This window comes from Saccharopolyspora sp. NPDC002376 (genome assembly GCF_053593195.1).
In genome coordinates, this window is record NZ_JBSFBZ010000024.1 from 71,338 (window position 1) to 97,563 (window position 26,226).

General features: G+C 68.6%; 22 protein-coding genes. 8 read left to right on the top strand and 14 right to left on the bottom strand.

The genetic code is table 11. From position 1 onward, the window contains the following. Window positions 1–13: 13 nt before the first annotated feature. From ACWCO2_RS17890 to ACWCO2_RS17935, 10 genes are all read right to left on the bottom strand, one after another. Complete coding sequence (locus ACWCO2_RS17890) at window positions 14–1,213, bottom strand: MCE family protein (RefSeq protein ID WP_450128832.1); 1,200 nt, start codon at window positions 1,211–1,213, stop codon at window positions 14–16. Beyond that, window positions 1,213–2,229 (bottom strand): MCE family protein, encoded by a 1,017-nt coding sequence (locus tag ACWCO2_RS17895; RefSeq protein WP_450128833.1) that lies wholly within the window; start codon window positions 2,227–2,229, stop codon window positions 1,213–1,215. Before ACWCO2_RS17895 ends, ACWCO2_RS17890 begins: the two co-directional genes overlap by 1 nt. Further along, window positions 2,226–3,260, bottom strand: coding sequence for an MCE family protein (locus tag ACWCO2_RS17900; RefSeq protein ID WP_450128834.1), 1,035 nt, complete (start codon window positions 3,258–3,260; stop codon window positions 2,226–2,228). The genes ACWCO2_RS17895 and ACWCO2_RS17900 overlap by 4 nt, the downstream gene beginning before the upstream one ends. Then, the gene (locus tag ACWCO2_RS17905) at window positions 3,257–4,579 is read right to left on the bottom strand and encodes an MCE family protein (RefSeq protein ID WP_450128835.1); all 1,323 of its coding nucleotides are present in this window, start codon (window positions 4,577–4,579) and stop codon (window positions 3,257–3,259) included. The genes ACWCO2_RS17900 and ACWCO2_RS17905 overlap by 4 nt, the downstream gene beginning before the upstream one ends. Further along, on the bottom strand, window positions 4,576–5,424 hold the full coding sequence (locus tag ACWCO2_RS17910) for an MlaE family ABC transporter permease (RefSeq protein ID WP_270951234.1): 849 nt from the start codon (window positions 5,422–5,424) through the stop codon (window positions 4,576–4,578). Before ACWCO2_RS17910 ends, ACWCO2_RS17905 begins: the two co-directional genes overlap by 4 nt. Before the next feature lie 4 nt (window positions 5,425–5,428). Next, window positions 5,429–6,160: an MlaE family ABC transporter permease gene (locus ACWCO2_RS17915; RefSeq protein WP_450128836.1), complete on the bottom strand. Its 732-nt coding sequence runs from the start codon at window positions 6,158–6,160 to the stop codon at window positions 5,429–5,431. Window positions 6,161–6,272: 112 nt separating this feature from the next. Next, window positions 6,273–7,019, bottom strand: coding sequence for a glucose 1-dehydrogenase (locus ACWCO2_RS17920; RefSeq protein WP_450128837.1), 747 nt, complete (start codon window positions 7,017–7,019; stop codon window positions 6,273–6,275). A gap of 219 nt (window positions 7,020–7,238) precedes the next feature. Continuing rightward, a complete protein-coding gene (locus ACWCO2_RS17925) occupies window positions 7,239–8,747 on the bottom strand; it encodes an aldehyde dehydrogenase family protein (RefSeq protein ID WP_450128838.1) in 1,509 nt (502 codons plus the stop codon). Between the two features lie 39 nt (window positions 8,748–8,786). Next, window positions 8,787–9,674 carry a 3-oxoacyl-ACP reductase gene (locus ACWCO2_RS17930; protein ID WP_450128839.1) on the bottom strand — a complete coding sequence of 296 codons (888 nt, stop codon included), beginning with the start codon at window positions 9,672–9,674 and terminating at the stop codon, window positions 8,787–8,789. A 41-nt stretch (window positions 9,675–9,715) separates the two neighbouring features. Continuing rightward, window positions 9,716–10,804, bottom strand: coding sequence for a Zn-dependent alcohol dehydrogenase (locus ACWCO2_RS17935; RefSeq protein ID WP_450128840.1), 1,089 nt, complete (start codon window positions 10,802–10,804; stop codon window positions 9,716–9,718). 367 nt (window positions 10,805–11,171) lie between these two features. Between ACWCO2_RS17935 and ACWCO2_RS17940 the strand changes: the two genes are divergently transcribed. From ACWCO2_RS17940 to ACWCO2_RS17950, 3 genes are read left to right on the top strand one after another with little or no spacing between them, the layout of a single operon-like run. Beyond that, window positions 11,172–12,350, top strand: coding sequence for an acyl-CoA dehydrogenase family protein (locus tag ACWCO2_RS17940; protein ID WP_450128841.1), 1,179 nt, complete (start codon window positions 11,172–11,174; stop codon window positions 12,348–12,350). 21 nt (window positions 12,351–12,371) lie between these two features. Then, entirely contained in the window at window positions 12,372–13,466 is a 1,095-nt protein-coding gene (locus ACWCO2_RS17945) for an acyl-CoA dehydrogenase family protein (protein ID WP_450128842.1), read from the top strand. 1 nt (window position 13,467) lies between these two features. Then, a complete protein-coding gene (locus ACWCO2_RS17950) occupies window positions 13,468–15,030 on the top strand; it encodes a long-chain-fatty-acid--CoA ligase (RefSeq protein ID WP_450128843.1) in 1,563 nt (520 codons plus the stop codon). A gap of 109 nt (window positions 15,031–15,139) precedes the next feature. On the opposite strand, the gene ACWCO2_RS17955 is transcribed toward ACWCO2_RS17950, so the two are convergent. After that, window positions 15,140–16,243, bottom strand: coding sequence for an NAD(P)H-dependent flavin oxidoreductase (locus tag ACWCO2_RS17955; RefSeq protein ID WP_450128844.1), 1,104 nt, complete (start codon window positions 16,241–16,243; stop codon window positions 15,140–15,142). 108 nt (window positions 16,244–16,351) lie between these two features. Further along, a complete protein-coding gene (locus tag ACWCO2_RS17960; RefSeq protein ID WP_450128845.1) occupies window positions 16,352–17,977 on the bottom strand; it encodes an acyl-CoA synthetase in 1,626 nt (541 codons plus the stop codon). Window positions 17,978–18,121: 144 nt separating this feature from the next. On the opposite strand from ACWCO2_RS17960, the gene ACWCO2_RS17965 reads away from it, so the two are divergent. Beyond that, a complete protein-coding gene (locus ACWCO2_RS17965) occupies window positions 18,122–18,925 on the top strand; it encodes a crotonase/enoyl-CoA hydratase family protein (protein ID WP_450128846.1) in 804 nt (267 codons plus the stop codon). Between the two features lie 149 nt (window positions 18,926–19,074). Here ACWCO2_RS17965 and ACWCO2_RS17970 read toward each other — a convergent pair whose 3' ends face one another. Both ACWCO2_RS17970 and ACWCO2_RS17975 read right to left on the bottom strand, forming a co-directional pair. Further along, window positions 19,075–20,625, bottom strand: coding sequence for an acyl-CoA synthetase (locus tag ACWCO2_RS17970; RefSeq protein WP_450128847.1), 1,551 nt, complete (start codon window positions 20,623–20,625; stop codon window positions 19,075–19,077). 238 nt (window positions 20,626–20,863) lie between these two features. Then, a complete protein-coding gene (locus ACWCO2_RS17975) occupies window positions 20,864–21,913 on the bottom strand; it encodes an LLM class F420-dependent oxidoreductase (RefSeq protein WP_450128848.1) in 1,050 nt (349 codons plus the stop codon). An 88-nt stretch (window positions 21,914–22,001) separates the two neighbouring features. On the opposite strand from ACWCO2_RS17975, the gene ACWCO2_RS17980 reads away from it, so the two are divergent. The 4 genes from ACWCO2_RS17980 to ACWCO2_RS17995 all read left to right on the top strand — a co-directional run bounded on the left by ACWCO2_RS17980 (window position 22,002) and on the right by ACWCO2_RS17995 (window position 26,115). Next, window positions 22,002–22,958: a Zn-ribbon domain-containing OB-fold protein gene (locus ACWCO2_RS17980; RefSeq protein ID WP_450128849.1), complete on the top strand. Its 957-nt coding sequence runs from the start codon at window positions 22,002–22,004 to the stop codon at window positions 22,956–22,958. An 81-nt stretch (window positions 22,959–23,039) separates the two neighbouring features. Then, the gene (locus tag ACWCO2_RS17985; RefSeq protein ID WP_450128850.1) at window positions 23,040–24,089 is read left to right on the top strand and encodes a thiolase domain-containing protein; all 1,050 of its coding nucleotides are present in this window, start codon (window positions 23,040–23,042) and stop codon (window positions 24,087–24,089) included. After that, the gene (locus ACWCO2_RS17990; RefSeq protein ID WP_450128851.1) at window positions 24,089–25,249 is read left to right on the top strand and encodes a thiolase domain-containing protein; all 1,161 of its coding nucleotides are present in this window, start codon (window positions 24,089–24,091) and stop codon (window positions 25,247–25,249) included. Before ACWCO2_RS17985 ends, ACWCO2_RS17990 begins: the two co-directional genes overlap by 1 nt. After that, on the top strand, window positions 25,246–26,115 hold the full coding sequence (locus ACWCO2_RS17995) for a TIGR03619 family F420-dependent LLM class oxidoreductase (protein ID WP_450128852.1): 870 nt from the start codon (window positions 25,246–25,248) through the stop codon (window positions 26,113–26,115). The genes ACWCO2_RS17990 and ACWCO2_RS17995 overlap by 4 nt, the downstream gene beginning before the upstream one ends. Window positions 26,116–26,226 lie beyond the last annotated feature (111 nt).

Sequence of the window (26,226 nt, forward strand, 5' to 3'; positions counted from 1 at the left end):
CGCCGACGGACTCTCATTGGCCGCCTCCCTTGCGGTTGGCGTCCACCAGCGGCAACGGCAGCGGTGGCAGTTCGCCCTGCTGGAGGTAGTGCATGGTCTCGCCGATCGAGGGCAGCCCGAGCTTGCCGTCGAGCACCGGCGCCACTTCGTCGCACGCCTTCTTGAGCTCGTCCGGCACCGGTTCCGGCATGCTGTACTGGATCAGCTTGCACACCATCATGATCGGCGGGTTGGTCAGCTCGTTGATGTGGCCGCGCACGGTCACGCTGCCGGAGGCCGCGTCGTAAGCGTTGATGAAGTTCGTCGCGCCCAACGGCGCCACGTCGAGCACTTCACCCAGCGCCTTGCGCTGTTCCACCAGCGCCTGCGTCACGCCGGCCAGGTTGTCCACATTGGATGCGATCTGCTCGCGGTTGTCCCGGATGAACGTCGAAACGTCGCCCAACGCCCCGGAAAGCGACCCCAGCGCTGCACCCATCTGCTCCTGCTCGCTACCGAGGAACCCGGCGACGTCGGCGAGACGTCCGTTGAACTGCCGGATCTGCCCGTCGCTGGCGGCCAACGCGGCGGTGAACTTGTTGAGGTTGTCCACCGTGGCGAACAGGTCGCCCTGGTTCTCCTGCAGAGTTCCGGCCAGGTCGCCGAGCTGTTTGACGGTGGTGTTGAGGTCCGCGCCGTTGCCGTTCAATGCCGCGGCCGAGGTGTTCAGCACGTCCGTCAACGCCCCGGTGTTGTTCGCCCCGTCCGGCCCGAGCGCCTGCGCGAGCGTCCTGGCACTGCGGTAGAGCTCGTCCAGCTCAGCCGGGGTTGCCGTTCGGTCCTTCTCCAGCACCGCGCCGGAGGCGAGCTCCGGGCCACCGGAGTAGGCCGGGGTGAGCTGCACGTACCGGTCGCTGACCAGGCTCGGCGCCACCACCACGGCCTTGACGTCGGCGGGGATCTGCACGTCCTCGTCGACGTGCAGGTCCACCCGGACAACTTCGCCCTGCGGGACCACGGCGTCGATCCGCCCCACCTCGACGCCGAGCACCCGCACGGTCGACCCGGCGTAGACACCGACGGCCTTGTCGAAGTAGGCGGTCAGCTGCTTGCCCGACCCGCTGGACACCCACCACACACCTGCGCTGACCAGCAGCAACAGCACGCACCCGAGGCCGATCACCTTGCCGCTCAACGTTCTGGAGCGGGGTCGCGACTCGTCCGGCTCGGACATCAGCCACCTCCGACGGGTCGGCTCGGCACCGGCAGCTCGCAGGAGGTCTTGTTCGTCTGCAGCGGACCGGCGTTGATCGGGGGCGGGAACAACCCGCAGATGTAGCCGTCGAACCACCGGCCGTTGCCGACGGTGTTGTTGAACCCGCGCACGTACGGCGCCATCGCCTCGATGGTGCGGCTCAGGTTGTCCTGATTGCGGTGCAACATCTCGGTCAGCTGGTTGAGCTTGTCCAGCGTCGGCCGCAGCTGCGCCTGGTTGTCGGCGACCAGACCGCGCAGCTCGTCGGAGAGCTTCTGCGTCCCGCTCAGCAGCGAGGAGATCGCGCTGCGGCGTTGTTGCAATTCGCTGAGCAGCAGGTTGCCGTCGGCGATCAGCCGCTGGACCTGTTCGTCGCGGTCGGCGACGATCTTGCTGACGCCGCTGGTGTTGCGCAGCAGTTCGGCCAGCTGCTGGTCGCGCGAGGAAATCGTCTGCGACAGCGCGGAAAGCCCGTCCACCGCCTCGCCGAAGTGCTCCGGCGCGCCGCGGAAGGTGTCGGCGAGCGTGCGGAAGCTCTGCGCGAGCTGCTGGGTGTCGACCTGGTCCGCGGTGCGCGTGAGCTGGTCCAGCGCATCGGGGATGTCGTACGGCGCAGCAGTGCGCTCCACCGGGATCGGCTCGGACAGCTCCTGGTCGCCTTCCGGTTGCAGCGCCAGGAACTTCTCGCCGAGCAGCGTCTTGATCTCGATCCCGGCCTTGCTGCGGTCGCCCACCTCGGCGTCGTCCACGCGGAACGACACCAGCACCCGGTTGCTCTCCAGCGAGACGTCGGTGACCTCGCCGCTGCGGATTCCGGCGATCCGCACGTCGTTGCCGGCGTCGAGGCCGGCCGATTCGGTGAAGTAGGCCTGGTAGGTGCGCCCGCCGAACACCGGCAGGTCCTTGGCGAAGAACGCGCCCGTCGTCGCGCACAGCAGCAGCACGACCGTAACCAGCCCGACGGCCGCTTGGTTCCGCTCCCGCAACGGTTTCACGACTGGCACCTCTCCGGCATCTCCGAGAACGGCACGGGCACGATCGGGACCTTGATGTTGAGGTCGGAGATGCCGACGGTGCCCGACATCCGGCACAGGTAGAAGTTGAACCAGCTCCCGTAGCTGACCGTGCGGGTCAGCGCGTTGAGCCGCTCCGGCACGGTCTGCAGGTCGTGCTCCAGTTTGGGCATGTCGGCGTTGAGCACGCCGGTGACCCGGTCGAGTTCGACGATGTTGCGCCGCAACGGTTCTCGACCTTGCGCGAGCAGATCGCCGGTGGTTCCGGCCAGCTCGTCCAGCGCGGAGATGGCTTCACCGACGGGTTTGCGCTGCTCGGCGAGTCCGCTGGTCAGCTGCTGCAACGAGTTGATCAAATCGCCCAGCTGCGGGCCGCGCGCATTCACCGCGCCGACCGCGGTGTTGAGGTTGTCGATCACTTGGCCGATCACCTCGTCCTTGCGGGCGAGCGTGGTGGTCAGCGACGCGGTGTGCGCGAGCAGACTGTCCACAGTTCCCGATTCGCCCTGCAGCACCTGCACGATCTCACCGGAGAGCTGGTTGACGTCCTGCGGCGAAAGCGCTTGGAACAGCGGCTTGAACCCGTTGAACAGCGCGGTGAGGTTCAACGCCGGGTGGGTGCGCTCCAGCGGGATCTCCCCGCCCGGCGCCAGCACGTCGTCGGGGTTGCGGATCGCCGCGTCCAGCGCCAGGTACCGCTGCCCGGCCAAGTTGCGGTACTTCACCGTCGCCGAGGCATCCCCCGGCAGCCGGCGGTCCGCATCGATGTCGAAGCTGATCAGCGCGTGCTTGCCGTCGACGACCTCCAGCCCGGTGACCCGGCCGACCTTGACCCCGGCCATCCGCACGTCGTCGCCGAGGTTGAGCCCGGAGGCGTCGACGAACCGCGCGGTGTAGGTGCTGGACGAACTGGACGTCTGCGCTGCGATGGTCATCGCCAGCACACTGGTCAACACCACCGTGACCAGCGCGAACAGCCCCAGTTTGAGCAGCGGCGCAGTGATCGACCTCATTTGACCTCCACCTCCGCCCCGCGGTAGACCGGCCCGACCAGCAGCCCGCTCCAGCCGGGCACGTCATCCCGGGCCACGCCCATCTGCGGTGCGAGCAATGTCGAGAGCAGGTCGCGTTCAGCGGACGAGTTCGCCACCGACTGCGTCGTGGTCGACGCCGGCGACGACCACGGGAACACCTCGTCGCGGTCGCGCGGTGGTTCCGGGAACGTCGAGCCGTCCTGCACCGGTCCGTCCGGCGGGTACTGCGGGAAGGTGTCCGGCGGCTCGACCCACGGGTAGCAGCGCGGCCCCCGCTGGTCCAGGTACTTCGGGTCGTCCTTCCCGGGCACGTACTTGCCGCGGCTGCCGGTGATCTCGATGGTGAACTTGGCGATCTCCGGGTTCTCGCTGCCCTTGCCGAAGGAGCGCTCGCCGGGCTCGATGGAGTCCGCGAACTGCTTGAGCATGCACGGGTATTGCGGCGAGTACTCGGCCAGCAGTTCCAAAGTGGACCGCGACGTGCTGGTCAGGTTGATCAGGTTGTTCTTGTTCAGGTCCAAGAACCGGTTGAGGCTGTCAGCACTGCTGGTGACGCCGCCGATCATGTGCTGGAGCTGCGTGCGCTGCTCGGCGATGGTCTGGCTGGTGATGGTCAGATCCCCCAGCGCCTGCGCCAGATCCGGCGCTGCCTGGTGGTAGATGTCAGCGACGTCGTCGATGCGCGAGATGACTGACTCCAGCTTGGGCAGCGAAGGATTCAGCCGCTGCAGGTAGTCGTCGAGCTGCACCAACGTGTCGCCCAGCTGCTCGCCGCGACCGTCCAGCGCCTGCGACACCGCGGTCAGCGTCGTGGACAGCTTCTCCGGCTGCACCGCCTGCAGCACAGGCAGCAGCTCGTCGAGCACCTTCTCGACCTCGATCGCCGAACCACTGCGGTCCTGCGGGATCACATCGCCCTCGGCCAGCACCTGCGAACCGGCGTTCTCCGGAATCTGCAAGGAAACGTAGCGCTCACCGAACAACGTCTTGGGCAGCAGTCGCGCCGATGCGCTGGCCGGAATGAGCTCGGCCTGATCGGGCTTGAGCGCCAGGTCCAGCACCGCGTGATCGCCGACTGCGCGCACGTTGCGGACCTCACCGACCACCACGCCACGCGCCTTCACATCGGCGCCGACGCGCATCTGGTTGCCGATCCGGTCGGTCTCCAGGCTCACCGCCACCACCGAGGTGAACGCCTTGCGGTAGACCGCGATGGTGCCCGCGAAGAACGCCCCTGCCACCAGCAGGAACACCGCCCCGAGCGCCTGGTAGCGGCGCCTGCTCCGCCCGGCCCTCATCCCGAGATCCGCACGGTCGTGGTGGAACCCCAGATCGCCAGGCTGAGGAAGAAGTCCAGCACCGAGATCAGCACGATCGAGGTGCGCACCGCGCGACCCACGGCGACGCCGACCCCGGCCGGGCCGCCGCGCGCGGTGTAGCCGTAGTAGCAGTGCGTCAGGATCACCGCGATGCTGAACACGATCACCTTGCCGAAGGACCACAACACGTCCTCCGGCGGCAGGAACAGGTGGAAGTAGTGGTCGTAGGTACCGGCGGACTGGCCGTAGAACCACACGGTGATCTGCCGGGAGGCGAAGTAGGAACCGAGTAGCCCCACCACGTACAGCGGGATCACCGCGGTCACCCCGGCCAGCACCCGGCTGGTCACCAGGTACGGCACGGTCCGCACGCCCATCACCTCGAGCGCGTCGATCTCGTCGGAGATCCGCATCGCGCCCAGCTGCGCGGTGAACCCGCAACCCACGGTCGCCGACAGCGCCAGGCCTGCCGCCAGCGGCGCGACCTCGCGGGTGTCGAAGTAGGCGGCGATGAACCCGGTCAGCGCGGAGGTGCCCAGCTGGTCCAACGAGGAGTAGCCCTGCAGACCGACGACCGCGCCGGTGGCCACCGTCATGCCGATCATCACGCCGAGGGTGCCGCCGATGACGGCCAGCGCCCCGCTGCCGAACACCACCTCGGTCAGCAGCCGCGCGGTCTCGCGCGAGTAGCGGCGCAGCGCGACCGGGGCGAGAGCCAGAGCGCGCAGGTAGAACGACAGCTGCCAGCCCAGGTCGGCCAGCGCGTCACCAGGTCCGCGCAAGAAACGGTTTCGCGCCGGGGAAGCGGCTTCGACGACGGCCATCGGCTCACAACCCCTTCGTCGGCACGAGTTGCAGGTAGATCCCGGTGAGCACCAGGTTGATCAGGAACAGCAGCAGGAACGTGATCACCACGGCCTGGTTGACCGCGTCGCCCACGCCCTTGGGTCCGCCGGACGGGTTGAGCCCCCGATAGGCCGCGACCACGCCGGCCACGAACCCGTACAGCAGCGCCTTGAACTCGCTGATCCACAGGTCCGGCAGCTGCGCGAGGGCGTTGAAGCTGGCCAGGTAGGCGCCGGGCGTGCCGCCTTGGAGGATCACGTTGAAGAAGTAGCCGCCGAGCACGCCGACGACGCTGACCATGCCGTTGAGCAGCAGCGATACCAGCATGGCGCCGACCACGCGGGGCACGATCAGCCGGTGGATCGGCGAGACGCCCAGCACCTGCAGCGCGTCGATCTCCTCGCGGATGGTGCGCGCACCGATGTCCGCGCACACCGCCGAGCCCCCCGCCCCGGCCACCAGCAGCGCGGTGATCAGCGGGCTGGCCTGCTGGAGGATGGCCAGCGCGCTGGCGGCGCCGGTGAACGACTGCGCCCCGATCTGCTGGGTCAACGACCCGAGCTGCATGGCGATGACGGCGCCGAACGGGATCGCCACCATCGCGGTCGGCAGGATCGTCACGCTGGCGAAGAACCACGCCTGCTGAACGGCCTCCCGCACCTGGAAGGGCCGCCGCGGCATTGTCCGCAGCACCTCCCAGCCCAACGTGGCCATCCGTCCAACCTGGACGAACGCACCCGTCCCAGCACTCCGCACCGCCACCAGCCCACCTCCCGATCAACGTCGATCCGGGGCCATCACCAGGAACTCCCCGTCACCCGCCCGTTCACACGAGTGAGTGCGTTGCCGTCGCACCGCCGTCGGCGATGAACTCCGCGCCGGTGCAGTAAGAACTCTCGTCGCTGGCGAGGAACACCACCAGGTCCGCGATCTCCGAAGGTTGACCGACTCGGCCGAGGGCGACTCGCTTGCCGACGTGGTCCATCGGGACCGGGCCGCCCGCTGCGTCGGAGATCATCTGGGTGTCGATCACCCCGGGGTGCACCGAGTTGACCCGGATGCCGTGCTTGCCCAGCTCCATCGCCGCGACCTTGGTCATGCCGCGGATGGCGAACTTGCTCGCCGAGTACGCCACCAGCAGCGGCATCCCGCCGATGCCCTCCACAGAGGACACGTTGATGATCGAGCCGCCGCCGTCGGACATCGCCGGGATCACCTCCCGCATGCCCAGGAAGGTGCCGATCTGGTTGACCCGGATCACCCGCTCGTAGTCGGCCAGGCTGGTGTCGGCCAGCTCCGACAGGTGCAGCACCCCGGCGTTGTTGACCAGCACGTCGATCCGGCCCAGCTCGCCCGCCGCACGCACCGCGTCGACCCAGTCGTCCTCGGAAGAGACGTCCAGGTGCTGGTAGACGGCGGACGGTCCGAGCTCGTCGACCAGCTCCTTGCCCTGCTCGTCGGCCACGTCGCCCACCAAGACCCGCGCGCCTTCGGCGACGAACCGCCGCGCGGCTGCCGCCCCCTGCCCCCGCGCGCCACCGGTGACGATGGCAACCTTGCCCGCCAACCTCACGTCACCAGCCCCCTAGGCGAAGAGCAAATCTGCGCATGTGAGCCCGGTGATAGCCTGGTGACGTGCTGAACGAGAACCAAGTCAGCACAACAACCTCCGATCCTCGGGGAAACCGGGCTGGTTCCAACCCGGCTGGTGTTGATCGTGGAAGACCTGATCGTCGGCTTGGCGACCAGGCAGCGTGAGCCAGGAATCCCCCTCGCTGGCGAGGGGGAGGGTTCAAATCAACTCCTCGGTCAGCGGCAACAGGACGGTCTTGAGCTCGGTGTAGGCCTCGAAGGCAGAACGCCCGCCCTCGCGGCCGAGCCCGGACTGCTTGTACCCGCCGAAGGGCAGGTGCGGCTCCACCTGGAATCCGTTGATGCCGACCGTTCCGCAGCGGATCCGCTTGGCCACTCGGAACGCCCGCTGCACGTCCTTCGTGTACACCCCGGCGCCGAGCCCGTACTCGGTGTCGTTGGCCAGCCGCACCGCTTCGTCCTCGTCGTCGAAGGGCACCACCGTCAGCACCGGACCGAAGATCTCCTGCTGCGCGATGGTCATCGAGTTGGCCACGTCGGCGAAGATGGTCGGCTGCACGAAGTTCCCGGCGCTGAGGTCGCCGTCAGCTCGCCCACCTCCGGTGACCAGCCGGGCACCGTCCTGCTGGCCCTGCTCGATGAAGCCGAGCACCCGGTCCAACTGGCGCTGGTTGATCAGCGGACTGGACAGCACGCCGGGGTCGAACGGGTCGCCGTAGGTCACCGCGCCTGCGATCATCTCCGCCGCGCCGACGAACTCGTCGTAGGCGTCGCGGTGCACCAGCGCCCTGGTGGTCGCCACGCACGCCTGCCCGGACAGCCCGAGGGTGACCATGCCCATCGCGGTCATGCCGGCCAACCCGACGTCGCCGTCCGGGAACACGATCGCCGGGCTCTTGCCGCCGAGCTCCAGCGACACCCGCTTCATGGTGCCCGCTGAGGCCTCGATGACCCGTCGCCCGACTTCGCGACTGCCGGTGAAGCTGACCTTGTCCACCAGCGGGTGGGTGATCAGCGCTTCGCCGGTCGGATCGCCGGGCCCGGTCACGACGTTGACCACGCCGTCCGGAATTCCGGCCTCCTGCAGCAGTTCCACCATCCGCAGCACGCAGAACGTCGCGTACTCGGACGGCTTGATCACCACGGTGCAGCCGGCGGCCAGCGCGGGCGCGATCTTCTGCGCGAACAGCAGGAACGGCGCGTTCCACGGCAGCACCGCGGCCACCACGCCGATCGGTTCGCGCAGCGTCATCGCCAGGTGGTCGCCGCCCTGGTACGGCGGCAAGGTCTCGCCACCGGCCTTGTCGATCCACCCGGCGTGGTGGTCGAAGACGTCGGCGGCCACGTCGACCGAGCCCGCGTAGACGGTGGCGAACGACAGCGGCACGCTGTTGTCCAGTGCCTGCCGCGCCCGCAGGTCGTCGGCGTTGTCCCGGAGCAGATCCGCGCAGCGGCGCAGCAGCCGGGAACGCTCCCCCACCCGCATCGTCGGCCACGGGCTCTCGTCGAACGCGCGCCGCGCGGCTCGCACCGCTTCGTCGACGTCCTCGACATCGGCGACGGCGATGTCCCCGATTGTCTCGCCGGTCGCCGGGTGGTAGTGGGTCCAGGTCCGGCCCGCGCGGGCCTGCCGCCACTGGCCGTCGACTAGCAGCAATCCGTCCTTGAGCCCAGCAGCGTCGCGATGCTGCTGCACGGTCAGCGCCATCGAAAATCCTCCCTGCACAGCGGGTTCGGCGTGGTTCGTCTAGGGAAGCGAGAGCAGTTCTGCGGCGGCGAAGTTCCGCTCCGGGTCTCGCTTGGCGAAGTAGGACCCGACGGTGTCGGCGAGCTCATCCGCGGTCCACAGTGGTCCACCGGTGTCGAAGCGCTGCTCGACGACCGGCGCGGCCATGAGCGCGATCATCCCGCTGTGCACGACGAACACCTGCCCGCTGATCCGCTCCGCAGCGGGCGAGGCCAGGTAGGCGACCAGCGGCGCGACGTGATCCGTCGACAGCGGATCGACGCCGTCCTCCGGCGCCGGGCCGAACACTTCCTCAGTCATCGCCGTCCGAGCTCGCGGGCAGATCGTGTTCGCCCGCACGCCCATGCGGGCGAGGGCGCGCGCGGTGGACACCGTCAGCGCGGCGATTCCGGCTTTGGCCGCCGCGTAGTTCGGCTGCCCCGCAGCGCCGAGCAGGGAGGCCTCCGACGCCGTGTTGATCACGCTGCCGTAGGTCTTCCCGTCCTGCTTGTACTGATCGCGCCAGAACGCAGCAGCGTTGCGGGACAACAAGAAGTGGCCGCGCAGGTGGACGCGGATCACGTCGTCCCACTCCTGATCGGTCATGTTGAACAACATCCGGTCGCGCAGCACGCCGGCGTTGTTTACCACCACGTGCAGACCGCCGAATCGTTGCACCGCGGTGGACACCAGTTCCTGCGCGGTCTCGCTGGCCGAGACGTCGCCGAGCACCGCGGCTGCTTTGCCGCCGATCTCCTCGATCTCGGCCACCACCTCCGCCGCACGTTCGGTGACGTCGTTGACGACCACGTCGGCTCCGGCCCGGGCCAGCGCCAGCGCTTCCGCGCGCCCCAACCCGGCACCCGCCCCGGTGACGACCGCGACCTTGCCTTCCAGGCTCCGCACCACCACTCCTCGCTTCGTCGTGCGTCCCGATTCGGGACGGATTCTCAGTCGAAGGTCACGATCTGGCGGATCAGCGCGCTGCCCTGCTTCTGCAGGACGGCCAATCCGTCGTTGATCTGATCCAGCTTGATGCGGCGGGAGATCATGCCGTCCAGGTCGAGACGTCCGGCGCGCCAGAGGTTCACCATTCGGGCGGTGTCGCGTCGCGGATCGACTGAACCGTAGAAGGACGGCAGGATCTTCTTCTCGTTGATGAACAATTCCTGCGCGTTGAACTCGACCGTCTGCTCCGGGCCACCAGCACCGACGACGACCACGCTGCCACCGCGCCGGGTCACGTCGTAGGCCGAGCGGATCGTCTCCGCCAAGCCGACGACCTCGATGGCGTAGTCGAACCCGCGACCCCCGGTGACCTCGTTCTTCACGTCCTCCAGGCCTTCCGGCGTGGTGGCGTGCGTGGCGCCGAACTGCTTTGCCGCAGCGTGCTTCTCGGCCACCGGGTCCACCGCGACGATCTGCGCCGCACCGGCCAACCGAGCACCCTGGATCACCGAGATCCCAACACCACCGCAGCCGATGACGGCCACAGTGGATCCCTGCTCGATCTTCGCGGTGTTGAGCACCGCACCGACACCGGTGAGCACCCCGCAACCGATCAGCGCGGCGATCTCGAAGGGAACGTCCTGGTCGACCTTGATCGCGCCGGCGCTGGGCACCACGACTTCTTCCGCGAAGGCCCCGCAACCGCCGAAGCCGAACGCCGGTTCGCCGCCGACTTCGAAACGCGGCGTGACGAAGGCTGCCACGGTGTGCACCTCGCAGAGGTTCGGCTGTCCGCCCAGGCAGTACGCGCAGCGTCCGCACGGCGGCACGAACGAGAGCACCACGCGGTCACCGGACTGCAGATCGGTCACCCCGCTGCCGACTTCCAGCACCTCACCAGCGCCTTCGTGTCCCATCACGCCCGGTGCCAGTGCGGGCAACGAGCCGTTCATCGCGGACACATCGCTGTGGCACACCCCTGCCGCCTTGATGCGCACGCGCACCTCGTCCGGTCCAGGGGCGGTGGTGACGACGTCCTCGCGCACGTCCAGCTCGCCATCACCGATCTGCTTGAGCACCGCTGCCTTCACCGGTCGGTCACCTCACCGCGATAGCCAGGGACTGTAACTTGCACCACAGTAGAACGTGTTCTTTCAACGTGGCAAGACTCATGGAAAAAACCCTCGAAAAAACAGTTTTCCGCACGTCTCATAACGTGCAACTCGTTCTAATTGATCCCATTCGGAACATCTGCTCAGCTGCTCAACGACCCATTGGAGCGAGCGTGACTGCTCCGTTCGGCGCGATTTCGCTCCACCGCCGCACCGTAGAACCAGTTCCCGCACGCCACGCCGAAAGCTCCACCCGATCCCACTAGTGATGTGTCGACCTGGCGGCCTTCCCCGGCTTATGGTTACTGAAACATGTTTCACACGCTTCCGATCGCAGGAGGGGTGCATGCGCATCGCCTACACGCCCGAGCAGGAGCAGCTGCGCGAGGAGCTGCGCGACTACTTCGGCAAGCTCATGACGCCTGAGATCCGCGCGGAACTGGCCGCGCACGGCGACTACGGCGACGGTGAGGCCTACCGACAGGTCGTTCGGCAGATGGGCGCCGACGGGTGGCTCGCGCTGGGCTGGCCCACCGAGTACGGCGGCCAGAACCGCAGCACGCTCGACCAGCTGATCTTCACCGACGAGGCGGCGATCGCCGGTGCCCCGGTTCCGTTCCTGACGCTCAACAGCATCGCGCCGACGATCATGCGGTACGGCACCCCGGAGCAGAAAGCGCACTACCTGCCCAAGATCGCCGGAGGCGAGACCCACTTCGCGATCGGCTACTCCGAACCGGAAGCCGGCACCGACCTCGCGTCGCTGCGCACGACCGCCGACCGCGACGGCGGGGACTACGTGGTCAACGGGCAGAAGATGTGGACCAGCCTGATCCAGTACGCCGACTACGTGTGGCTGGCCTGCCGAACTGACCGCGAGGCCAAGAAGCACCGCGGGTTGAGCATCCTGATCGTGCCCACCGACTCCCCCGGCTTCTCCTGGACACCGGTGCACACCGTCGCCGGGCCGACCACCAGCGCCACCTACTACCAGGACGTGCGCGTGCCTGCTTCCGCGCTGGTGGGCAACGAGAACGAGGGCTGGCCGCTGATCACCAACCAGCTCAACCACGAGCGCGTGGCGCTCACCTCGGCCGCCCCGCTGCGTTCCGCGCTGGACGAAGTGCTGGACTGGGCGCGGGAAACCCGACTCACCGACGGGCGCCGGGTGATCGACCAGGAGTGGGTGCGCCACCACCTGGCCCGCGTGCACACCGGGGCGGAGTTCCTCAAGCTGGTCAACTGGAAGATCGCCACCACCATCGAGCAGCAGCCCGCCCCGGCGACCGCCTCGGCGACGAAGGTCTTCGGCACCGAGTTCGCCACCGAGGCCTACCGCCTGCTGATGGAGATCCTCGGCAGCGCGGCCTACATCCGCCAGGGCTCCCCCGGCGCGGCCCTGCGCGGCCGCATCGAACGCATGCACCGCTCCTCGCTGATCCTCACCTTCGGCGGCGGAACCAACGAAGTGCAGCGAGACATCGTCGCCGCAGTAGGCCTCGGCCTCCCACCCGCCAAGCGCTGACCTCACTTCGAAGGAGGACTTGTGGACTTCGCACTGACCGAGGCTCAGGACGACCTCTCCGAGCTCGCCCGGAAGATCCTCGACGACCACGTCACCAACGAGCGGCTGCGCGAGGTGGAGCGCGGCGAGGACCGCTTCGACCGTGCACTGTGGACACGACTGGCCACGGCCGACGTGCTCTCCGCCGGACTGCCGGAGTCCGTAGGAGGCGGCGGGTTCGGCCTGCTCGAGCAGTGCAGCGTGCTGATCGAACTCGGCCGCGCCGTCGCTCCGGTGCCCTACCTGAACTCGATCACCACCGCCGCGTCCGCGCTCGCCCAGTTCGGCACGGACCAGCAGAAACGCGACTGGGCGGCACCGGCGGCCCGAGGCGAGCTGGTGCTCACCGCCGCGCTGGCCGAGGAGCACAACCCGACCCCGACCGTTCCGGCATGCCGCGCCGAACGCCAGGACGGCGCATGGACTCTCAGCGGCAGCAAGACAGGCGTCCCGGCCGGTGCGATGGCCGATCTCGTCCTGGTCCCGGCGTGGACCCCGGACGGTCCGCGGGTGTTCCTGGTCGGATCGAGCCAGCTGACCGCGCAACGCCAGCGCATCGTCGACTCCGACACCGAAGCCTGGCTCGACCTCGACGGTGTCCGGGTCGACGACGACCACGTCCTGCACGATCGCTCGGTGCTGGACTGGCTGCTCACCCGGGCCACGATCGGAGTGTGCGCGCACCAGGTCGGCGTCATCTCCCGCGCACTGGAGATGACCAGCGAATACGCCCGGGAGCGGGTGCAGTTCGGGCGGCCGATCGGAAGCTTCCAAGCGGTCGCCCAGCGGCTCGCCGACGCATTCATCGACGTCGAAGCAGCCCGGCTGACGCTGTGGCAGGCCGCGTGGCGCCTGGACGAGGGCATGCCGTGCGAGGCAGAACTGGCCACCGCGAAGTTCTGGGCGGCCGACGCCGGGCACCGGGTCGCGCACACCGCGGTCCACGTGCACGGCGGTGTCGGGATCGACCTCGACCACCCGCTGCACCGCTACTTCGTGGCGGCCAAGCGCAACGAGTTCACCCTCGGTGGCGCAGCGGTGCAGCTCGGTCGGCTCGGCGACACATTGGCAGGCTGACATGACGCCGACAGTGACCGAGCTCCTGCTGGCGCGCACCGAAGACGAGCACTGCGGCCTGCGCTTCGAAGACCGCTCGTGGTCGTGGGCCGAGGTCGTGCGCACCAGCGCGCAGTACGCGTCGCTGCTGAGCTCCCTGCTCGGCCCAGGCCCGTTCCACGTCGGGGTGCTGCTCGGCAACGTCCCGGAGTTCACCTTCCTGCTCGGTGGCGCGGCCTTCTCCGGCTCAGTGCTGGTCGGGTTGAACCCGACACGGCGCGGTGAGGCGTTGGCCCGCGACGTGTGGCTGACCGACTGCCAGCTGATCCTCACCGACACCGCCCACGCCGACCTGCTCGCGGGCCTGAACCTGGGCATTCCTGTTCTGATGGTCGACACGCCGCCGTGGTCAGCTCTGCTCGCCGAGCACGCCGGGGCCGAACTCGCCCCGGTCGCAACCGACCCCGATGACCTGCTGGTGCTGGTGTTCACCTCCGGCACCGGTGGCGACCCGAAGGCGGTCCGCTGCACGCACGGCAAGATCGCCTTCCCCGGCCGAATGCTGGCCGACCGCTTCGAGCTGACCAGCGACGACGTGACGTACGTGGCGATGCCGCTGTTCCACTCCAACGCCCTGATGGCGGGCTGGTCGGTCGGCTTGGCCGCCGGCGCGACCATCGCGCTGCGCCGCCGCTTCTCCGCCTCCGGCTTCCTCCCCGACGTGCGGAAATTCGGCGTCACCTACGCCAACTACGTGGGAAAACCGCTCTCCCACGTACTAGCCACCCCACCGCAGCCGGACGACGCGGACAACCCGCTGCGCATGGTCTACGGCAACGAGGCCAACGAACAGGACGTGCGGCGCTTCGCCGAGCGGTTCGACTGCCGGGTGATCGACGGATTCGGCTCCACCGAGGGCGGCATCGCGATCGCCCGCACACCGGACACCCCGCAGGGCGCGCTCGGCCGCCTACCGGACGGCGTGGCAGTGCTGAACCCGGACACCGGAAAGCCCTGCGCCACAGCGGAATTCTCCCCCGAAGGACAGCTGCTCAACCCCGACGACGCCATCGGCGAACTGGTCAACACCACCGGTTCCGGCTGGTTCGCCGGTTACTACAACGCTCCGGACGCCGACGCAGACCGAATGCGCGACGGCATGTACTGGAGCGGCGACCTCGCCTACCTGGACGCCAACGGCTTCTGCCGCTTCGCAGGCCGCACCGCCGACTGGCTCCGCGTGGACGGCGAAAACCTCGCCACCGCCCCGATCGAACGAATCCTGCTGCGCCACCCGGAAATCCGGGAAGCGGCGGTCTACGCGGTCCCGGACCCGACGACGGGCGACCAGGTGATGGCCGCCCTGGTCACCACGGACGACTTCACCCCCGAGGCCATCGCGGACTTCCTGGCCGCCCAGCCGGACCTGGGCCCGAAGCAGTGGCCGCGCCACATCCGCCTGTCCGCCGACCTGCCCCGCACGGCGACCCACAAGATCCTCAAGCGCCGCCTGATGGCCGAAGCCCTCAACACCGCAGACCCGATCTACCACCGCGAAGGCTCCGCCTACGTCCGCCGGACATGACGCCGCACGTCCCGGATCCCGCTGGACCCGCTCACGCCCGGCCAGCAGGAGACCTTCCGCGACCTGCTGCGCACCCTCGTGACCGACCGCTGAGCAGCGCGGACCGGCGCTAGCGGAGGTCGTCGAGGCGGTTGATCGTCGCGTCCAGCTCGGCCAGCAGGTCGGCCATGACATCCGCGACCGGTCGGACCTGGTTCATCCGGCCGACGATCTGCCCCACCGGCATCGACACCACCGACGGATCCTCAGCCCGCATGATGCGCTGATGCGCCTCACTCACCAGGATGTTCTGCAACGGCATCGGCAACGGATCAGGCGCACCGTCCACAGTCCACGCGTCGGTCCACCGAGTCTTGAGCAGCCGAGCCGGCTTACCCGTGTAGATCCGGGACCGCACCGTGTCACTCGACCCGGCCTCCAGCAAAGCCCGCTGCGTCGCCGAATTGCCCGGAATCTGCTGGTACTCAACGGTCGTCAACCAGTACGACCCCATCCACGCACCGCTGGCACCGAGCGCGAGCGCCGCCGCGACCTGCCGTCCGGACCCGATGCCACCGGCAGCAAGCACCGGCGCCCGGTCGCCGACCGCGTCGACGACCTCCGGCACCAGCACCATGCTGGCGATCTCCCCGGTGTGACCACCGGCTTCGTGGCCCTGCGCCACGACGATGTCCACCCCGTTGTCGACGTGTCGCACCGCGTGTTCGGCCTTCCCGGCCAGCGCCGCCACCAGAACATCGTGCCGGTGCGCCTGCTCGATGACGTCGACCGGCGGCGAACCCAGCGCGTTGGCGATCAGCCGCACCGGGTGCCGCAGCGCGACGTCCACGTGCGACCGGGCCACCGAGTGCAGCCAGCCCAGCACGCCTTCCCGCTGCTGCTCGTCATCGGGCAGTTCCGGCACGCCCAACTCGCTGAGCGTGCGCTGGACGAAGTCCCGGTGCTCGGGCGGGATGAACTCCGCCAGGTCCACCGCCGCGCCTTCGGTGGGGATCTTCGCTGGCATCACCACGTCCACCCCGTAGGGCTTGCCGTCGGTGTTGTCGTCCATCCAGTCCAGCACTGCGTCCAGCTCGTCGGGGTCGTTGAACCGCACGCAGCCCAGCACCCCGAGCCCGCCTGCCCGGCTGATCGCCGCCGCGACGTGCTCGGACGGGGTGAACCCGACGATCGGGTGCTCGATTCCCAGGGTGTCGCACAGTGTCGTTCGCATTGATCGGTCCTCTCGAGATCCGGCGTGCGCTGGGCACCCGCGGGAACGCAATTTCCGTTGAAATCGGACGTCCGATTTCAACGGAAATTGCGGGATGTCCGGCGCGGCTCAGCCAGGGGTCGCGCGGTTCGCGGGCTCGCGCACCTCCGCCGGCGGGTGCGCCTCGGTGTGCTTCTTCGCCCAGGTGTAGTCGGGTTTTCCGCTGGGTGAGCGGGTGATCTCGTCCACCAGCCACAGGCTGCGCGGCACCTTGTACCCGGCGATCCGCTCCCGCACGTGCGCGTCGAGGTCGGCCAGGAGCGCCGCAGCCCCGGGTCTCGGCTGCACCACCGCCGCGACGCGCTGCCCCAGCCGCTCATCCGGCACACCGACGACGAGCACGTCGAAGACGTCCGGATGCGACTTCAGCGCGGCCTCGACCTCTTCCGGGAAGACCTTCTCACCGCCGGTGTTGATGGACACCGAACCGCGGCCCAGCATCGTCACCGTGCCATCGTCCTCGATCCGGGCGTAGTCGCCGGGGACCACGTATCGCGTGCCGTCGATCTCGACGAAAACCTTCCGCGACTTCGCCTCGTCCTTGTAGTAGCCCAGCGGCACGTGCCCGCTGCGCGCCAGCCACCCGACCTCGCCGACCTCGGCGAAGGTCCCGTCGTCGCGGATGACCGTCGTGGAGGCGTCGGCGTTGACCCTCGGGCCACCGGACTGCTCAGTGTCGCGGGAGACCACACCGATACCGCTGAACCCGGTCTCGGAAGAACCGATGGAGTCCGTGATCACCACGTTCGGCAGCTCATCCAGGTACTGCCGCTGCACCGACGGGGAGAACAGCGCCGCACTGCTGGAAATCGCCAGCAGCGAGGAGGCGTCGTAGCCGCCGTCGTGGTAGGCCTCGATCAGCGGTCGGGCCATCGCGTCGCCGACGATCGCCAGCACGTGGACCTTCTCGCGTTCGATGGCCCGCCACACTTCATGCGCGTCGAACTGCGGCACGAACACCACCGCGCTGCACCCGAAGAGGTTGCCGAAGCTCGCCCACTGCGCGGCACCGTGGATGAACGGCGCAGCCGGCAGGCGGACCAAGCCGCCGCTGTCGGCCCCGGCACGCGCCTGCTGCCACTCGTCCTGCATCGCTTCACCGGTCATGAAGTCGATACCGCCGCCGAGCACCCGCCAGACGTCCTCGTGGCGCCACATCACGCCCTTCGGCATGCCGGTGGTGCCGCCGGTGTAGAGCAGGTACAGGTCGTCGGCGCTGCGCTCCGGGAAGTCCCGTTCGCCGGATTGACCGGACAGCGCGGATTCGTACTCGGTCCCGCCGTGTTCGACGTCCGTTCCGTCCTCGATGACGAGAACTTCGCGCAGGCCCGGGAATTCCGGGCGGAGCTGCGCGACGTTGTCGCTGTAGCGGCGTTCGTGCACCAGCGCCGCCAGGTCGGCGTTGTCGAATATGTAGCGGAGTTCCGCTGGTACGTAGCGGTAGTTGATGTTGATCGGTACGGCGCGGATCTTGTAGGCGGCCAGCATGGCTTCCAGCGCCTCGATCCCGTTGCGCGAGTAGATCCCGATGTGCGAGCCGCGCCCGAGTCCACGAGCGGTGTAGTGGTGTGCCAGCTGGTTGGCCCGCTGGTCCAGCTGCGCGAAGGTGAACCGTCGCTCGCCGCAGATCACGGCGACGCGATCTGGCACCAGATCGACGGCGTGCTCGAAAAGATCCGCGATGTTGTACGCCACCCTGAAGAAAGTAGAACGTGTTATCGTTCGAGGCAAGGACCCGTTGAGCCCAACCGGTTTTCACCGACGGTGTCGAGGCTCCTTGGACGATCCAGACCCAGTTTCCCCTTGACATGGGGAAATCCGCCAAGTGGAAGGTTCCCCATGACGTCGAACGCCGAGGTCGTCGAACAACCCCACTGCCTGCTCGAGCGCCGCGGCCCGGTGCTCGTGGTGACGATGAACCGCCCGGAAGCCCGCAACGCGCTGTCCGGCCCGATGCTTCAGATCATGCGGGAAGCCTGGGACGAGGTGGACCGCAACGACGAGATCCGCGCCTGCATCCTCACCGGCGCGGGCGGCGCGTTCTGCGCGGGCGCAGACCTCAAGGCGATGACGCGGTCCCATCCCGGCGACACCACCCGGGACATGGACATGTCCGTCATCGAACCGCTGCTCAAGGGCCGCCGCCTGACCAAACCCCTGATCGCCGCAGTGGAAGGCCCGGCGATCGCGGGCGGCACGGAAATCCTGCAAGCAACCGACATCCGCGTGGCCGGCGAAAGCGCCCGCTTCGGCGTCTCAGAAGCCCGCTGGGGCCTGTTCCCCCTGGGCGGCTCCGCAGTCCGCCTACCCCGTCAAATCCCTTACACCGTGGCCGCGGACATCCTCCTCACCGGCAGGCACATCCGCGCAGCCGAAGCCAAGGAAATCGGCCTGATCGGCCACGTGGTCCCGGACGGCCAAGCCCTCACCAAAGCCCTGGAACTGGCCGAACTGATCGCAGCCAACGGCCCCCTGGCAGTCCAGGCAATCCTCCGCACGATCCGCGAAACCGAAGCCATGCCGGAGAACGAAGCGTTCAAAGTGGACGCCTGCCTGGGCATGGAAGTCTTCACCAGCGAGGACGCCAAAGAAGGCCCCCTAGCCTTCGCCGAAAAGCGCACCCCCGACTTCCGAGGACGCTGAATTTCCGGGTGAAGGGCACCTTCGACCGACTTAGGGTCGAAGGCGCCCTTCACCCATCACTTCGCTGTGGAGTTTTACAGTCTCAATTGAAACTGTGGTCACCTGGTCGGGTCGGACGTCGGTGGGCAGGACGGCGGAGCCGGATGGGTTCAGATCGCGCGCTCTTGGTCCTCCCAGTAAGGGGCACGGAGTTTGCGCTTGTAGAGCTTGCCGTTGGGGTCTCTGGGGAGCTCTTCGACGAAGTCGATGGTGCGGGGTGTTTTGAACTTCGCCAGGCGGTCGCGGGCGTAGGCGAACAGTTCTTCCGCCAGATCGTCGCCGGGCGGTGCGCCTTCGGCTGGTTGGACTACGGCTTTGACCTCTTCTCCCCAGTCTTCGTTGGGGACTCCGAACACCGCCACGTCGGCGACCTTCGGGTGCACCGAGAGGGCGTTCTCCACCTCTGCCGGGTAGATGTTAACGCCGCCCGAGATGATCATGTCGCTCTTGCGGTCGCACAGGTACAGGTAGCCGTCCGCGTCCAGGTAGCCGACGTCGCCGAGGGTGAACAGGTCACCGACGCGCGCCTGCTCGGTCTTGCGGACATCCCGGTGGTACTCGAAGCTCGAGCCGCCCATCCGCATGTACACCGTACCGATCTCGTCCGGCGGCAGCTCCGCGCCGTCGTCACCGAGGACCTTGACCGTCGAGCCCGGCCACGGCTTCCCGACCGATCCCGGCTTGTCCAGCCATTCCGCCGCGCCGATCGCCGTGCCGCCGCCCTCGGTCGCCGCGTAGTACTCGACCACGACCGGCCCCCACCACTCCAGCATTGCCCGTTTGACCTCTAGCGGACACGGTGCGGCGCCGTGGATCGCCGCGCGCAGCGACGACACGTCGTAGCGCTGCCGGACCTCGGACGGCAGCGCCAAGAGCCGGTGGAACTGGGTGGGCACCATGTGCGTGTGCGTCACGCCGTGCTGCTCGATCAGCCGCAGCATCTCGGCCGGATCCCATCGGTCCATCAGCACCGCGGCGTGTCCCAATTGGATGGAGTGGGTGACGAAGTTGAGCACTGCGGTGTGGTAGAGCGGCGAGCCGCACAGGTGCACGTGCCCGTCGAAGGGTTCGATCCCGAAGATGCCGAAGAACCACGTCGCCGCAGCCGGCACCACATCGGGATCAGCGCCGGTCAGCGGCCGCCGGACACCCTTGGGCCGGCCGGTGGTCCCGGAGGTGTAGAGCATCGGCGAGCCCATGGTGCGCACGTCCGGCCGATTCCGCGGTTCCTGCGCGCCGAGCTGGGACAACTGCTGGAATCCCGGGATCTCCCCCACCGCGAACCGCGCCGAACCCGGAAGTCCGCAGCGCGCGGCGGCGTCGGAAGCCGTTGCACTGAAGCGCTCGTGCGCGATGAACGCCTTCGCGCCGCTGTCCTCGATCAGGTACGAGACCTCGGCGCCGACCAGGTGCCAGTTCACCGTGACCGCGTACAGGCCGCACTGCATCGCGGCGAAGTAGGCGGCCAGCAGGTCCGGCCCGTTGGGCAGCATCAGCACGACGCTGTCGCCCACGTCGAGTCCCATGCTCTGCAACCCGCGGCCGTAGCGGTCCGCCGCAGCGGCGAGTTCGGCGTAGGTGAGCTCACCGCCGTCGGGGGCGATCACGGCAACCCGGTTCGGCTCCTGCTCTGCGATCTTCCACAGCCCGATGTCGGACACGGCGAACTCCTGTCAACGGCGACGCGGGAATCGGAAACGCTACCCAAATCTAGAACCTGTTCCATCTCAGGAGCAAGCCCTCATTTCCATCCACTTAGGACTCGCAAAGCCAAACACCCACCCTCTGGGTCTAAATGACATCGGCGCGAAGCGTCACCTTGGGGGCGGCGGTCGGGCGAGGGGCTGGCCCAATTTCGCGGAAATTGACCACCTGTCCCCCGCCAGCGTGAGCGGAACCTCACCAGACGTCGGCGAGGCCGAGGGCTGTTGCCACGTTGTGGATGTGGTCGGCGGTGCGGCAGCCGACGAGCAAGGTGTCCACTCCGGACTTCTCCCACTCCGCCACCCGGGTTCGCACGGTCTCCGCGTCGCCGATGATCGCGATGTCGTCGACCATCTCATCCGGCACCGCGGCCGCTGCTTCCTCGCGCCGCCCCTCGCCGAACAGGCGCAACACGTCGTCCACGACCTCGTCGTAGTCCATCCGGCGGAACAGCTCGGCGTGGAAGTTCATGCCCGGTGCCCCCATCCCGCCGATGTAGAGCGCGAGCGAAGGCTTCAGCTTCGCCCGTTCGGCGGCCGGATCGTCGGTCACCACCACCTGACAGCTCGCGGCGACCTCGAAGTCCGCGCGACTGCGGCGAGCGCCCGGCCGAGCGAAGCCCTCCCCCAGCCAGTCCTCGTACATCCCGGCCACGCGCGGCGAGAAGTAGACCGCGATCCACCCGTCGGCGATCTCGGCCGTCTGCGCCACGTTGCGCGGACCTTCCGCTCCGAGCCAGATCGGCAGGTCAGCGCGCAGCGGATGGGTGATCGGACGCAACGATTTGCCCAGTCCGATCGAGCCCGGCCCGTCGTAGGGCAACCGGTAGTGCGGCCCGTCGTTGCACACCGGGGCCTCGCGTGCCAGCACCTGGCGCACGATCGAGACGTATTCCCGAGTCCGCGCAAGGGGTTTCGCGAAGGGCGTGCCGTACCAGCCTTCCACCACCTGCGGCCCGGACACCCCGAGCCCGAGCACGCACCGACCGCCCGAGAGATGGTCCAAGGTCAACGCGTGCATCGCACACGAAGCCGGGGTGCGCGCGGCGACCTGCGCCACGGACGTGCCCAGCCGCACGCGACTGGTCCGCGATCCCCACCAGGCCAGCGGCGTGAAGGCGTCCGAACCCCAGGACTCCGCGGCGAAGACCGAGTCGAACCCGGCGCGGTCGGCTTCGAGAACGAGTTCCTCCGCGTTCGACTGCGGCGCCGCGCCCCAGTAGCCGAGCTGAAGTCCGATTCTCATCAGCGATCCTCCTCGTCCCGATGGATCCACCGGTTCTCATCCTGCCCGCATATTGCCCCAAAATCGAGAACATGTTTCACTGCGTTTCGTGACTGGGCTCTCCGAACCACTCAGCGCACCGCTCGAAGTCGGCTTCGACTACACCCGCTCCCTAGGACCGGTCCACCGCCGGTTCGCCACCGAACTGGGCGGCCGCCGCATAGTCGGCGTGCGCGGCAGCGACGGTCGGGTGCACGTGCCCCCGGTCGAGTACGACCCGGACACCGCCGCCGCACTCGACGAGTTCGTCCCGGTCGGCACCAGCGGAACCGTGCTGAGCTGGTCGTGGATGCCGCAGCCGATGGAAGGCCAACCGCTGCAGCACCCGTTCGCCTGGGCGTTCGTGCTGCTCGACGGCGCGGACACCCCGATGCTGCACGCCGTGGACGTCGGTTCACCCGACGCCATCCGCACCGGCATGCGGGTGCAGGTCCGCTGGTCACCGCAGCGCGGCAACGGGATTCGGGACATCGTCTGCTTCGAGCCGGTCGGCGAATCCCCCGCCGTGCCCGAGGAAAGTCCCGAACCGGTCACCATGATCACCTCGCCAGTGCACCTGCACTACCAGCACTCGGCGTCCCCCGAGGAGAGCCGCTACCTGCGCGGACTCGCCGAGGGCCGGCTGCTCGGCCAGCGCTGCCCGGAGTGCGGCAAGGTCTACATCCCGCCGCGCGGCGCTTGCCCGACCGACGGTGTGCCGACCGAGGAAGAGGTGGAGCTGCCCGACACCGGGATCGTGACGACGTTCTGCATCGTCAACGTGCCCTTCCTGGGCCAGCGCATCAAACCGCCGTACGTGTCGGCCTACGTCCTGCTCGACGGCGCCGACATCCCCTTCCTCCACCTGGTGCTGGGCTGCGCCGCCGACGAAGTCCGCATGGGCATGCGGGTCCGCGCGGAGTGGAAACCCCGCGAGGAGTGGAACTACACGCTCCAGAACATCGACCACTTCCGCCCCACCGGCGAACCCGATGCCCCGTTCGAGACCTACGCCCAACACCTCTAGCCCTGGCCGGGTGGTCAATTTCTCGCGAAATTGACCAGCGCTCACCCGGCCGAGTGGCAACCGAACGCCGAGGAGTTCACCGTGGTAGACGTAGCCGTCATCGGGTTCGCGCAGGCACCGAACGTGCGCGCCACCCACGGCACCACCAACGGGGTCGAGATACTGGTCCCGATCTTCCGGGACGTCCTCACCAGCACCGGGCTGCGCACCGAGGACATCGGGTTCTGGTGCTCCGGTTCGTCGGACTACCTGGCGGGACGGGCGTTCTCGTTCATCGCGGCGGTCGACGCCATCGGGGCTTTCCCCCCGATCAACGAGTCGCACGTGGAGATGGACGCGGCGTGGGCGTTGTACGAGGCGTGGGTGAAGATCCGCACCGGCGAGGTCGACACCGCGCTGGTCTACGGCTTCGGCAAGTCCTCGGCCGGTGACCTGCGCCGGACGCTCGCCCTGCAGCTCGACCCGTACACCGCGGCGCCGCTGTGGCCCGACTCGGTGAGCATCGCCGGCCTGCAGGCCCGCCTCGGTCTGGACTCCGGCGCGTGGACCGAACGGGACATGGCCGAAGTCGCCGCCCGCAGCCGAGCTTCCGCCGGACCAGACGCACAACGCCCGGGCCAAGTCGAAATCGAAGACCTGCTGGCCGAGCCCCACATCGCGGATCCACTGCGCAAACACGACTGCGCGCCGATCACCGACGGAGCCTGCGTGGTCGTGCTCGCAAGCGCCGAACGGGCCCGAGAACTGCACGAACGTCCGGCGTGGATCACCGGCTTGGAGCACCGGATCGAATCCGGCAGCCTTGGTGCCCGCGACCTGCTCCGATCGCCGTCGACCACCGCCGCAGCCCAAGCCGCCGACGTCGGTGATGTCGAGATCGCCGAGCTGCACGCGCCGTTCACCCACCAGGAAATCGTGCTGCGCCGGGCGATCGGGCTCGGCGACGACGTGGCGATCAACCCGTCAGGCGGCCCGCTGTGCGGCAATCCGATGTTCGCCGCAGGGTTGGCGCGCATCGGCGAAGCCGCCTCCCGCGTGATGTCCGGCGCCGCGACGCGGGTGCTGGCGCACGCCACCAGCGGACCGGCGCTGCAGCAGAACCTGGTCTGCGTGATGGAGGGAAGGTCCTGATGGGCAAGCGGTTGGCGGCGGTCCTCGGGACCGGCCAGACGCACCACACCAGCAAACGCCTCGACGTCTCGATCGCCGGGCTGTGCCGGGAAGCCGCCGAGCGCGCGCTGGCCGATGCCGGCTTGGACTGGCCGGACGTCGACGCCGTCGTGCTCGGCAAAGCCCCCGACCTGTTCGAGGGCGTGATGATGCCTGAGCTGCACCTCGCGGATTCCCTTGGTGCGACCGGGAAACCGCTGATCCGCGTGCACACGGCCGGATCGGTCGGCGGCTCTACGGCCAACGTGGCGGCGAGTCTGGTGCAGGGCGGGGTGCACCGGCGGGTGCTGGCGGTGGCCTTCGAGAAGCAGTCCGAGTCCAACGCGATGTGGGCGCTGTCGATCCTGCCGCCGTTCAGCATGCCGGTCGGCGCGGGAGCGGGCGGCTACTTCGCGCCGCACGTGCGCTCTTACATCCGCTGCTCCGGCGCGCCCGGGCACATAGGCGCGATGGTGGCGGTCAAGGATCGCCGCAACGGCGCGCGCAACCCGTACGCGCACCTCAAGCAGAGCGACATCACCCTGGAATCGGTGCTGGCCTCGCAGGTGCTGTGGGATCCGATCCGCTACGACGAGACCTGCCCGTCCTCCGACGGGGCGTGCGCGGTGGTCATCGGCGACGAGAGCGCGGCCGGGCGGTCCGCGGCCTGGATCCACGCGACGGCGATGCGCACCGAACCGACCACCTTCGCCGGGCGCGACCAGGTGAACCCGCAGGCCGGGCGGGACGCGGCGGCAGCGCTGTGGCGGGAGGCCGGGATCAGCGATCCGCTGTCCGAAGTGGACGCTGCGGAGATCTACGTGCCGTTCTCCTGGTTCGAGCCGATGTGGTTGGAGAACCTCGGTTTCGCCGCCGAAGGCCAGGGCTGGAAGCTCACCGAGGCCGGCGAAACCGCGCTGGACGGACGGCTGCCGGTGAACCCCTCCGGCGGGGTGCTGTCGTCCAACCCGATCGGCGCCTCCGGCATGCTGCGGTTCGCCGAGGCGGCGATGCAGGTGACCGGTAAAGCAGGCGAGCACCAGGTGGACGGCGCGCGCACCGCGCTCGGCCACGCCTACGGCGGTGGCTCGCAGTACTTCTCGATGTGGGTGGTTGGCGCCCGGAAACCGGGGGAACGATGAAGTTCACGATGTCGGTGGCGATGAGCCCGTTGGACCAGCTCACCGGGCTGGCCCGCACCGCGGAGGAGTGCGGCTTCGATGCCATCGCCCTGCCCGATTCGCTGTTCTACTCCGAGCAGGTCTCCGCGGCCTACCCGTACACCCCGGACGGCTCGCGGATGTGGAACGCCGAAACCCCTTGGGCGGACCCGCTTATCGCGGCCGCGGCGATGGGCGCGGTCACCTCACGGATCCGCTTCTACACCTCGGTGCTGAAGCTGGGACCGCGCAATCCGGTGCTGCTGGCCCGGCAGCTGGCGTCGGTCGCGGCTCTCACCGGCGACCGCTTCGGCTTGGGCATCGGGCTCGGTTGGGCGCCGGAGGAGTTCGAGTGGTGCGGCGCGCCGTACGCCAAGCGCGGTGCGCGCGTGGACGAGGCGATCGAGGTGCTGCGACTGATCCTCGGCGGCGGGATGGTCGAGCACCACGGCGAGTTCTTCGATTTCGACCGCCTGCAGATGAGCCCGGCGCCGGCCAGTCCGGTGCCGATCTACATCGGCGGACACACCGAGGCCGCGCTGCGTCGAGCAGCCCGGATCGGCGACGGCTGGGCGTCGGCGATGATGACGCTGGAGGAGCTGCGCACCACGATCGACCGCCTCGCCGAACTCCGCGCTTCCCACGACCGTTCGGACGCACCGTTCGAGATCCAGGCGGTGTGCGTGGACCGCTTCGGCGCTTCTGGCTACCGCGAGCAGGCCGAAATCGGCGTGACGGACGCGATCGTGGTCCCCTGGCTGTTCGACGGCCACGGCTTCGACGCCGATCTGAGCACCAAGCAGGACTCCATCCGCAAGTTCGCCGACGAAATCCTCAGCCAGTTCTGAGCCGTTCACCCGGGGATGGGTCAATTTCGCGCCCAGTTGGCCGGCCCGGTCGGGGCCGGTGGGCTTCTCACTCTGGATGGTGGAGAGTCAGACCCCGTCGGGGTTGTCGAC